General features: G+C 29.8%; 9 protein-coding genes. All 9 read left to right on the top strand.

Annotation, left to right across the window (positions count from 1 at the left end):
• Nucleotides 1-245 precede the first annotated feature (245 nt).
• The 9 genes from surE to BA195_RS00075 all read left to right on the top strand — a co-directional run bounded on the left by surE (nt 246) and on the right by BA195_RS00075 (nt 11,904).
• Entirely contained in the window at nt 246-1,016 is a 771-nt protein-coding gene (gene surE, locus BA195_RS00115; protein ID WP_068701202.1) for a 5'/3'-nucleotidase SurE, read from the top strand.
• Nucleotides 1,004-1,291: a hypothetical protein gene (locus BA195_RS00110; RefSeq protein ID WP_068701200.1), complete on the top strand. Its 288-nt coding sequence runs from the start codon at nt 1,004-1,006 to the stop codon at nt 1,289-1,291. The genes surE and BA195_RS00110 overlap by 13 nt, the downstream gene beginning before the upstream one ends.
• 5 nt (nt 1,292-1,296) lie before the next feature.
• On the top strand, nt 1,297-2,406 hold the full coding sequence (gene lpxB, locus BA195_RS00105; RefSeq protein WP_068701198.1) for a lipid-A-disaccharide synthase: 1,110 nt from the start codon (nt 1,297-1,299) through the stop codon (nt 2,404-2,406).
• 83 nt (nt 2,407-2,489) lie between these two features.
• A complete protein-coding gene (locus BA195_RS00100; protein ID WP_068701196.1) occupies nt 2,490-3,002 on the top strand; it encodes a C40 family peptidase in 513 nt (170 codons plus the stop codon).
• A 3-nt stretch (nt 3,003-3,005) separates the two neighbouring features.
• Nucleotides 3,006-3,503 (top strand): C40 family peptidase, encoded by a 498-nt coding sequence (locus BA195_RS00095; RefSeq protein ID WP_068701194.1) that lies wholly within the window; start codon nt 3,006-3,008, stop codon nt 3,501-3,503.
• A gap of 84 nt (nt 3,504-3,587) precedes the next feature.
• Nucleotides 3,588-4,364: a LytR/AlgR family response regulator transcription factor gene (locus tag BA195_RS00090; RefSeq protein ID WP_245662301.1), complete on the top strand. Its 777-nt coding sequence runs from the start codon at nt 3,588-3,590 to the stop codon at nt 4,362-4,364.
• Nucleotides 4,365-4,369: 5 nt separating this feature from the next.
• The gene (locus BA195_RS00085) at nt 4,370-5,980 is read left to right on the top strand and encodes a sensor histidine kinase (RefSeq protein WP_068701192.1); all 1,611 of its coding nucleotides are present in this window, start codon (nt 4,370-4,372) and stop codon (nt 5,978-5,980) included.
• Between the two features lie 114 nt (nt 5,981-6,094).
• Nucleotides 6,095-8,602: a zinc-dependent metalloprotease gene (locus tag BA195_RS00080; RefSeq protein ID WP_245662300.1), complete on the top strand. Its 2,508-nt coding sequence runs from the start codon at nt 6,095-6,097 to the stop codon at nt 8,600-8,602.
• 5 nt (nt 8,603-8,607) lie between these two features.
• Nucleotides 8,608-11,904, top strand: a complete 3,297-nt coding sequence (locus BA195_RS00075; protein ID WP_068701188.1) for a SusC/RagA family TonB-linked outer membrane protein — start codon at nt 8,608-8,610, stop codon at nt 11,902-11,904.
• Nucleotides 11,905-11,912 lie beyond the last annotated feature (8 nt).

Genomic DNA, 11,912 nt, shown 5'->3' with positions numbered 1-11,912 from the left:
ATTGGTCGTGCTTTTTAGTTTGTAGTTTTATAAATTAAAAATGAAAAGCAAGATCTTTTTATGAAGCTTTTATTATTGCAGAAAAAGTAGAAATAATAAAAACAGATAAATAGATAATAATTCGAACCATGTTATTAGTGTTTGATTACTACAATTTTACGAATAATATGTAGGATTGTTTCTTTATAAAATGTTAAAATAAGAATGCTTTTTTTATGTTACATTTGTTGTAAAACTTACATACTATGCAAGAAAGACCCTTAATTTTAGTAACAAACGATGATGGAATTACAGCACCTGGTATTCGTATGCTTATTGAAATAATGAATAAAATTGGTGATGTTGTTGTTGTAGCTCCTGATAGTCCACAAAGTGGAATGGGGCATGCTATTACAGTTGATAATGTATTACGCTGTAATCCTATTACCATTGATGAAGGACCGCAAATTGAATATAGTTGTTCTGGTACCCCAGCAGATTGTGTTAAAATGGCAAAAAATGAAATTTTAAATAAAACACCAGATTTATGTGTTTCAGGTATTAATCATGGTGCAAATTCATCAATAAATGTACTTTATTCTGGTACTATGAGTGCGGCTGTTGAAGCGGGTATTGAAGGGATTCCTGCCATTGGTTTTTCATTATTAGATTTTGATTGGCATGCAGATTTTAGAGCCGCTAAAAAATTTATCGAAAAAATAGTATTAAACGTTTTATTAAATGGATTGCCAGACGGAGTAGTTTTAAATGTAAACATTCCAAAGTTAAAAGAAGAAGAGATAAAAGGAGTACGTGTTTGTCGTCAAGCAAATGGATATTGGAAAGAAAATTTCGACAAGCGCAAAAGTCCCTATGGTAAAGAGTATTATTGGCTATCGGGTGAATTTGTAAATAAAGATAAAGGGCAGGATACTGATATTTGGGCTTTAGAAAACGGATTTATTTCTATTGTTCCTGTTCAATTTGATATGACTGCACATCACGCAATCCAAAAACTTAATTCATGGGACATATAAGTAAAGAAGTAATAATTGGCGCTTTAACATCAATATTCGCTACTGCATGCGGGTTGTTTATTTATTTAGAATTTATATCTATTCATTCCTTTGCCGAAACTTTTAAAAAAGTGATAGAAGGAGGAGTATTAGGGCCTGTTTTAGCTTTGGCAGCCATTCCTAATTTATTTGTTTTTTGGGTGTTTTTAAAAAAGAATCAAGATTATAGAGCAAGAGGTGTATTAATTACTACTGTTGTGATAGCATTGATAACGTTGATTTTAAAATTTAGATAGTTTTCATGAAATATTATATTCTTGTAGGAGAAGCTTCTGGTGATTTGCATGGTGCTAACTTGATGAAAGCTTTGTTAAGAGAAGATTCAAAAGCAGAAATTCGTTTTTGGGGAGGCGATTTAATGCAACAAGTTGGCGGAACACTTGTAAAGCACTACAAGGAAAGGGCTTTTATGGGATTTGTTGAGGTATTAATGAATTTACCCAAAGTACTAGGAATGCTATCTTTTTGTAAAAAAGATATTGCTCAATTTAATCCTGATGTACTTGTTTTTATTGATAACTCTGGGTTTAATCTTCGGATAGCTAAATGGGCAAAAAAACATAATTTTAAAACCAATTATTATATTTCGCCCCAAGTTTGGGCTAGTAGAGCCGGTAGGGTAAAGGATATTAAACGCGACGTAGATCAAATGTTTGTAATTCTTCCTTTTGAAAAAGCGTTTTATAAAAAATATGATTACGACGTAAATTTTGTTGGACATCCGTTAATTGACGGAGTAGCTGGTAGAAAACAAATAGACGAAACTACTTTTAGAGAAAAACATGGTTTAGGAAATAAAGAAATTATAGCTTTATTACCGGGTAGCAGAAAACAAGAAATTACTAAAATGTTGTCGGTAATGTTATCTTTAGTAAATGATTTTTCTAATTATCAGTTTGTAGTAGCAGGAGCACCAAGTCAAACTAACGAATTTTATAAAGGATTTATCGGCGATAAAAATGTGAAATTTATCAATAATAAAACATACGATTTATTAAGCATTTCACATTCAGCTTTGGTAGCATCAGGAACCGCAACTTTAGAAACAGCCTTGTTTAAAGTGCCTCAAGTTGTTTGTTACAAAGGAAGCAATATTTCATATCAAATAGCAAAACGAATTATTACACTTAAGTATATTTCGTTGGTAAATTTAATTATGGATAAGGAAGTTGTAACCGAATTGATCCAAGATGACTTTACAAAAGAAAATTTAAAAACTGAATTAACTAAGATTCTTGATGAAAAACAAAGAGAACATTTGTTTTTGGAGTATTTTGATTTAGAGCAAAAGTTAGGAGGTAAAGGTGCTTCAGAAAAAACAGCCAAGTTAATTGTGAGTGGACTAAGTTAGTGTATATTTTCTCGAGCGCAGTTGAGATATATATAGAATACGTAGAATTAAATTTCGACTGCGCTCGATTTGATAAAAGTAAGATGAAAAAGATACTATTTATTTTAATGCTTTCTTTTTTGATGGTTTCGTGTGGAGCATCAAAAAATGTAACAGTATATAAAAAACCAAAAAAAGTTATAGTAAAAAGAACCCCTTCAAAAGGAAAACCAACCATAGCAGATAAAATTGTTTGGACGGCGGTAACATATAAAGGTGTGCCTTATAAATATGGAGGGATAACAAACAGAGGAATGGATTGTTCTGGCTTAATTCATACTTCTTTTAAGCAGCGTAAAGTTCAATTGCCTAGAACATCAAGTGATATGTACACTAAAGGCTATGTAATTTCTTTACGACAGGTACAACGTGGTGATTTATTATTTTTTAAAACATCTAGAAAAGGCCGAGGCGTTAATCATGTAGGTTTGGTTACTTCTATTAAAAATGGAGATATTCGTTTTATTCACTCTACAAGTTCTCGTGGAGTTATTGTTACGTCACTACATGAAAATTATTGGAGTAGGGCGTTTATAAAAGCGAAAAGAGTTTTGTGATAGATGTATAAAAACAAAATTTTACTGTTAATTATTATTGGGTTTATCGCTTTTCAATTTATCAGTCAAGATGATCAAGAATTAGGTGAAAAAGAGGGGCAGGTAGCTACAGAAAAAACAAAGATTAAGAAGTTGTTAGCGATAGCAAATTCATATAAAGATGTTTCTTATAAGGCTGGAGGAACAACAAAAAACGGAATGGATTGTTCTGGGCTTGTAAACACATCGTTTAGACAAATAGGTATTAAATTACCGCGTTCATCAAAAGCAATAAGTACTAAAGGAAAAGAAATTCCGCTAGTTGATGTGAGATTAGGAGATTTGCTTTTTTTTGATATTGCTCGTTTAAAAGGCCGAATAAATCATGTTGGATTAATAACTTCAATAGAGAGTGGTGAAATATTTTTTATCCATTCAACAACTTTAAAAGGGGTTATTATATCTTCAATGAATGAATCGTATTGGGAAAAGGAGTTTGTACTAGCGAAGCGAATATTTTAATCTATTCATAAAATAATTAGTGACGTTAATAGTATTAAAATAATTTAATACTTTTGAACATATCCCTTAAAACCTTATTTAAAAATGAACACATTGAATGTAGTTATTATTGAAGATGAAGATTTAGCTGCCTCTTCTTTAGAAAGTTTATTGCTTAAAAGTTCACATTCAATTTCTGTAAAAAAGCGATTGGAAAGTGTTGAAGATTCAATTCTTTGGCTTAAAGAAAACACTTGTGATTTAATTTTAAGCGACATTCACCTTGGTGATGGTTATAGTTTTGAAATTTTTGAGAATTTAAAAATCTCAACACCTATTATTTTTACAACAGCTTTTGACGAGTATGCAATCAAGTCTTTTCAGTTTTTTGCTATAGATTATTTATTAAAACCATATAGTGAAGAATTACTTAACAAAGCGATAGAAAAATACATAAACCTTAATGAAAATAAAGGGTATACTGATAAGCTAGAGCAATTATTATTACAAATGAATAGCAAAATACAGCATCAAAAAGAAAAAGAACGTTTTTTGGTATCAAAAGGAAGTTTGTCTATTTCTATAAAAAGAGAAGATGTAGCTTATTTTATGGCGCAAGGAAAGTATTTGTTCTTATTTACTTTTGATAACGAAAGTTACCTTTATGACGGGACAATTTCTAGCTTAGAAGAAGAACTATCTGAAAAATACTTTTTTAAAATTAATAGGAAATATATTTTACAGCATTCAGCGATTAATAACATATCAAAATACAGTAACAATCGTATAAAAATAGAATTACAACCAAACTTAAATGTAGAGGAAATGCTTTTAGTGAGCGCTCAAAGAATAAAAGAATTTAAAAAGTGGTTGGATAACTAGTTTTTATGAAGTTTCCGTTAAAAAAAAGAAAGCATCAATATTATCTCTTAGTAAGTGTATCGTTAATCGTATTGTTTTTTATTGGATATAGATTAATAACTAATAAAATAGCTTTAGAAGCTGAGAGCTTGATAGAGGTTGTTATAAAACAATATGCAAAAGAAAAGGAAAGTATTTTGCAATTTGATTTTAATGAATTTAATAAATTCATTATCGATACTCAAAAAATTATAGAAAGTAGTGATGACTTAGGTAGAAGTGAGCTAAAAAATAGATTACTTTTTAATAGTGAATTAGCTTTCTCTGAAGAAAATATAGATATTAGTTTTGTTTACTTTCTAGACGATAATAAAGTTTTAGATTCTTACTTTTTTGGTAGTATGGATGCTAATAAAAGTGTATTAGAAAAGGCGAAATCTCTTGAAGATAAAAACCAAGTTTTTGATACAATTTTAAATTTAAGAGGTAAAATATACTACCGAAAGGTTATCAAACATAAATTGCAAGATGGCACTTTCGTTGTTTTTGGTTATGATATTAACCTATTGAAGTATTGGGATTATTTTTCACAAAAATATAGTGGTAAAGGAGGGTATGTTACTTTAACGAATAAAGAGGGTGTTTGTATGCTACATCCTGAAATAGGATATATAGGAAAATATGAGACTTCTTTTTTTGATAAAGTTTCGTTGAGCCAGATTGTCAAGAACTTTGAACAGCAAGATTATGAAAAGAAAAATCAAGTTAAAGTAGCTGTAACTTCTGAATATTTGAATTTAGAAGTAATGCGTTATTATGATGTTATACAGGTAGGTAACTCGGAATTGATTTTAATAACAAGTTTTCCTTTAAATATTTTTATCAAAGAGTCTGTGAACAATATAAAGCAATATTTACTATGGATGAGTTTATTAGCATTACTAACCTTTTTGTTAATACTCGCTTTTTCCCGAAGTCAACTAAGAAGTCAGTATTTAAAAACGCTTCAGTACGAGCAAGAAAGAAAACGATTGGCTATAAGTAATGAACAGTATCAACAAAAAAATGCTCGATTACAGTTAAGTCAGTTACGAAAAAAGTTAAACCCCCATTTTTTATTCAACACGTTAAATTCTTTACATGCTCTAATAGGTTTAGATAAAACAACCTCTCAGCAGTTTGTACTAAAATTATCTGAAGTTTATAGGTACTTATTAAAAGAAAGAGAGGCTAATTTTACTACTGTTAAAGAAGAGCTAGATTTTTTAAAGCAATATTTCTTTTTGCAAAAAATCAGATTTAATAATAGTATAAACTTAAGTATTGTAGATAATAGTGAAGAGGGTAAAGCATTATTGAAGAGAATTCCATTTCTAGCATTAGAAACATTAGTAGAAAATGCTATTAAACATAATGAGATAACAAAAAAGAACCCTCTTTTTGTTGAGGTTTTAATAGAAAACGATATAATTATAGTGAGTAACAATTATAATCCAAGAAAAGGCGAGAAAGAAGCAAGCTACAGTGTCGGTTTAAGTTATTTGAATAATTTTTATGCATTTTATAATGTAAATTCATTTAAAACAGAGATTGTTTGGGGTAAATTTAAATGTTATCTTCCTTTATTGTCAAAATAATAAAACTCACTCCTTTAAAAAGTTATTTCACTCTCATTTAGTTTTTAAAAAGCATCTTCAGTTCTACATTTGGTTTCTTGTTAATCAAAATAATTTATGAAGAGGTATTCTCAAATGAAGAACATTAATTTAAAAGTACTTGGTTTATTCTTGGTGTTTTTTACTACTACAGTAGTAATAGCACAAAATAAAGAAGAGAAAAAAGATACTATTAAAAGTACTAGCAAGGTTTCGTACAAGAAATTACAAAAAGAAGGAAGTAAGAAAGAAGGATTGTTTAACGTTTATAGATTAAAAGAAGATATCTATTTTGAGATTCCAGATTCGTTATTATCAAAAGACTTTTTAATTGTCAATAAAGTTTCTCAAGTTCCTTATGCACTAAACGGACACGGATTAAATAAAGGTATGGCTTATGAAACTAAATTAATTAGGTTTTATAAAGATACAGTATTAAATAAGGTTTGGGTAAAAACAATTAACCCAAGAGTAACTTCTCCAAAAAATAATACAATTACACTTTCAGTACATGATAATTTTGGAGAATCTATTATAGAGGGATTTAAAATTGAGTCAGAAAACGAAAAGAAAACATCGGCTTTAATTAAAGTAAATAGAGTTTTTGACGGGAACGACAAAAGTTTTAATGATTTATTGTCAAATATAGGTTTAGGTGGTAGTGTTAAAACAAAACTATCAAAGATTGAGAGCGTAAAAACTTTTTCTAAAAATATAGTAGTAAAATCTCTTTTAACAACTTCTGTATCTGAAGGGAAAAGTGCAGCGTTATCTTTATCAGTAGGTGTGACTACCAATATAGTTTTGTTGCCAACTAATATAATGAAGCCGCGTTTTGGTGATAAACGAATAGGTTACTTTAGTAAACCGATGGACTATTATTCTGATAGTCAACACGAAGTAGAGCATCGTGAATTAATTACACGCTGGAGGCTTGAACCCAAAAAAGAAGATATCGAAAGATATAAAAAAGGAGAATTAGTAATTCCTAAAAAACAAATAGTATATTATATAGATCCTGCAACGCCAAAAAAATGGATATCATATATTGAAAATGGAGTTTATGATTGGAATAAAGCTTTCGAACAGGCTGGTTTTAAAAACGCAGTAGTTGTTAAACAAGTTACGAAACAGGATAAAGATTTTGACATTGACGATGTTCGTTATTCTGTAATTACTTACGTGGCATCAGAAAGACAAAATGCAATGGGACCTTCAATAGTAGATCCTAGAAGTGGAGAAATTTTAGAGTCAGATATCATTTGGTGGCATAATTTAATGAAAGGTCTACACCAATGGATTCGTGTTCAAACAGGGCCTATAAACCCTAAAGCAAGAGCTAATGTTTTTTCAGATGAAATAATGGGGGAGTCTATTAAATTTGTATCGTCTCATGAAGTAGGGCACACTTTTGGATTAAAACATAACATGGGAGCATCATTTAGCTACCCCGTAGATTCATTAAGATCAGCTAATTTTACTAAGAAAATGGGAGGGACTGCACCATCTATAATGGATTATGCTCGTTATAATTATGTAGCTCAACCAGGTGATAATGTAACCGAAATTAGTCCGAAAATTGGAGTGTATGATAAGTATGCTATTAATTGGGGGTACCGTTGGTTAGAAGGAAAAACAGCTCATGAAGAATTACCAATACTAAACCAGTGGATAAGAAAACATGAAAATGATCCATTATATTTTTATGGCCCACAACAAAGAAAGGTTATAGACCCAAGGTCGCAAAGTGAAGATTTAGGTGATGATGCAGTAAAAGCAAGTGAGTACGGATTAAAAAACTTACAAAGAATTGTTCCTAATATTTTAACATGGACAAAGGAGGAAGGAGAAGATTATTATAGAGCATCTAAGTTATATAAAGCAGTAATAGATCAGTGGGTATTATACAATAATCACGTTATGGCAAATATCGGAGGAATTTATATCAACAATACTATTTATGGTGATAATAAAAACACCTTTGTGCCAGTTCCTGTACAGGTTCAAAAAAAATCATTAGAGTATATAATAAATAAAGCGATTTTACCACAAAAATGGCTGTTTACCCCAGATTTAATTCATAAAGTATACCCTGTTAGAGATGCACCAGATGGTGAACGATTTTACTCTCCGGTCTCAATGCATCGAGCCTATCAAACAAACATGATTTATCGTCTTATTGAAACAGATAGATTAATGAGAATTGCTGAAAACAAAGTGTTAACGCCTGACAATAAAAAAGTTTTTACAGAAGAATATTTATTTAATAAACTTTTTAAAGCTGTTTTTAAAAAAACAATTAAGAATGAAATTCTAGACATGTTTGATCGTATGACTCAAAAAAATTATGTAGACGTATTAACTGTTGATAGAAACATATTATTAAAGAAAACAAAACAAACAACATTAACAAACGAACATAAGAACTTTAAAAATGTACACTTTACTTACATACCCAGAGTGTCAGATGCGGGTTCAAATAAAAGAGCAGAGTTAGAAAGAATCTTAAAATTATTGAAAAAGAAAAGAAAGAAAGGAAATGTAGCTACAAAAAACCATTATAATGATATGATAGCTAGAATTGAATATAACCTGAATAACTAATAATTATGAACAAAAAAATATTTTACATACTATTTTTTATCTCACTTTCTGTTTTTGCACAAAAAACGAAAACAATTAGTGGTACAATTATAGATGCGTCAAGAATGGATCCTTTACCGGGTGTTTCGGTTTATGCATCAACAAAAATGATTGGTAGTAAAACCAATATAGATGGTATTATTCGAGCTTCAATGATAGGTTCGACAACTGATTTTGATGGAAACTTTTCTTTTAAGGGATCAAAAGATATAAAATACATTATAATATCATATATGGGTTTTGAAACTCAAAAAATTAATGTTGAGAATAAGAGTAAAAACCTCATAATTTCTTTAGAAGAAAAGGAAGAAATTTTAGGAGAAGTAATTGTAACAGGATATCAAAAGATTGAAGAAAGAAAAGTGACTTCCTCTTATGTTAAAATAAAAACAGATGATGTTAAACGTGCTGGTACGGCTAATATTGATCAAATGCTTTCTGGAGAAATTTCAGGAGTACTTGTTCAACCAACTAGTGGCGCACCTGGAGCTCCAGCAAAAATTCAAATTAGAGGTACTTCAACCTTAAATGGTTCTTCAGATCCTTTGTGGGTTTTAGATGGAATTCCTTTACAAGGAAATGATATACCTAAAGATTTTACAGATAAAGATAATATTGATAACTTAAGATCGTACCCTATAGCAGGTATAAATCCTGATGATATAGAAGAAATTACAGTTTTAAAAGATGCTTCAGCAACATCTATTTATGGAGCTAGAGCAGCTAATGGAGTAATTGTAATTACTACAAAAAAAGGTAAAAAAGGCGAAATGAGAATTAATTTTAACGCAAGTTCTTTTTTAACTTTAAGACCTAATTTTGATAAATTAAACCTAATGAATGCTTCTGAAAAAGTAGACTTTGAATTAGGTTTAGCAAGTAGGTCAGATTTAGTATATCAAAGCGAAAGAGGTGGAGTGTCTCGTATTTTACAAGCTTTCGGAGAATATGATAACTTTCAAAACAATGGTTTTTCAAGTATAAACCCATTAGCCCAAAATGCTATTAATAATTTAAGAAATAAAAATACTAATTGGGGTAATGAATTGTATCAAGCAGCAATAAATCAACAATATGGGTTAACACTTTCAGGAGGAAGTGAAAAATCAAGGTATTATTTTTCTTTAGGGTATTTTGATGAAGAAGGAACAACAAAAGGAACTGGATTAAATAGGTATAACCTTACTTTTAAAAATGACTATGATGTAAATGATAAGCTAAATATTGGAGTATCAGTTTTTGCAAGTAGAAATAAAAGCACATCATATATTACAGGGATTGATGCATACACAAACCCAGCAAATTATTCAAGAAGAGTAAACCCTTATTTTACACCATATAATACTGATGGTAGTTATAATTATGATCCAGATTTAATTGAAAGGTCAGATTTAAATTTAAATTATAATCCTTTAGAAGAAAGACAGAATACAAATCAAGAGCTTACAGCGTATTCTATTAAACCAATAATTGACCTTACATATAAATTTGATAAGACTTTAAGATTGTACACGCAGTTAGGTATGCAGTTCGATTTTGATCAAACTGAAAAGTTTGGAGGTAAAAACAGTTACTATACTAGAAAATACAGATTTGGGTCTAGATATCAAGATGAAGATGGGAACGACGCTTTTTTTATGCCACAAGGAGGTATAAATCAAAATTGGAATAGTGATGCTTTTCAATACAATTGGAAAACTACTTTAAATTACAACACTTCTATAAATAATATTCATGAAGTTGATGTGATGCTAGGTACCGAGTTTAGAGAAGACAAGCGTACAGAAATTCATACAAAAGGGTTTGGTTTTAACAGCAATACTTTAAGAACCATACCAATAACAGATGAAAGAGCTTTAGAAAATGAATTGTTTAATCCTTACAAAAAAACAATTAACGAAAATGCATATGCATCTTTCTTTGGAACAGCTTCGTATACTTACGATAGAAAATATACAATATTTGGAAGCTTACGATATGATGGTTCAAACTTATTTGGAGTAAACCCAGAGTTTAGATACTTACCTTTATGGTCAGTTGCAGGTTCTTGGAATGTCGCTAAAGAAAGCTTTTTTGATATAGAGGCAATAAAAGACTTTAAAATAAGAGGTTCATATGGTGTACAAGGAAACATAGATAAATCAACATCTCCTTTTGTGGTTGGAGAGTATAAAGATGTTACTATTTTACCAGGAAATTCTGAACAAGGAATTAATGTAATATCTGCTCCTAATAAAGATTTACGTTGGGAAAAAACAATCTCATCAAATGTAGGGTTTGACTTAGGTTTGTTTAATAATAGAGTATATGTATCAGCAGATTATTATTATCGTAAAAGTTCTGATTTAATTGGATTACAAGCAATACCTCTAGAATCTGGTTTCAATTTTATTAACACAAATTGGGCAACATTAAGTAATAAAGGTGTTGAGTTGGCTATTAATACTAAAAATATAGTAAATGATGATTTTAAGTGGAGTACAAGTTTTAATATATCACACAATAAGAATAGAGTAGAGAAAATTCAAATAAAAGAGAACGATTTTAAACCTTCTTTATTAGGATATGGAGTTAACGGAGTTTTCGCTATAAAAACAGCAGGTTTAGATAGCAATGGGTTGCCATTATTTTGGAAAGATGGTAATAAAGTAACAGCGGTAGATTTTTATAACTTATCAGAAGGGGTTGATGGAAATCAATTAACAAGAGAAGAGCATAGAAATTTATATACTTATGTAGGTAATGCAGATCCTGAATTTAGTGGAGGTTTTATTAATAAGTTTCAATACAAAGATTTTAGTCTAAGCATAGCAACTAATTTTAATATAAATCAAACTGTAAAAAGAACACCAACATACCATCCTACACAAGTAAGTCCTACTTATAATTATAATAAAGAAATTTTAAAAGCAGGTACAGGAAATTACCCTGCATTGATTGGTAGTACAACTCCTGGGTTTGAAACAGACTTAGTGTATAATTGGTATCACACATATGATACAGGTAATACATTCAGAGACTTAGATATATGGATAGATAAAATATCATACATAAGAGTTAATAGTATAAAGTTTGGATATAGTGTGCCAAGTAAATATCTAGAAAGTATGAATGTTTCAAGGTTAAGTTTTAACCTTGAAGGGAGAAATCTATTTGTTTTCGGAACAGATTATGACGGATATTTTGACCCAGAAACTTTTGGTAGTTCATATTCACAACCAATACCAAAAATTATTTCTTTCGGATTTAATCTTTCTTTTTAAAAAATACA

It is taken from the genome of Tenacibaculum soleae (genome assembly GCF_001693415.1).
Taxonomy (GTDB): Bacteria; Bacteroidota; Bacteroidia; order Flavobacteriales; family Flavobacteriaceae; genus Polaribacter; species Polaribacter soleae.
Note: the sequence above shows the minus strand (reverse complement) of the source record. Positions and strands in the feature narration are given on the sequence as shown.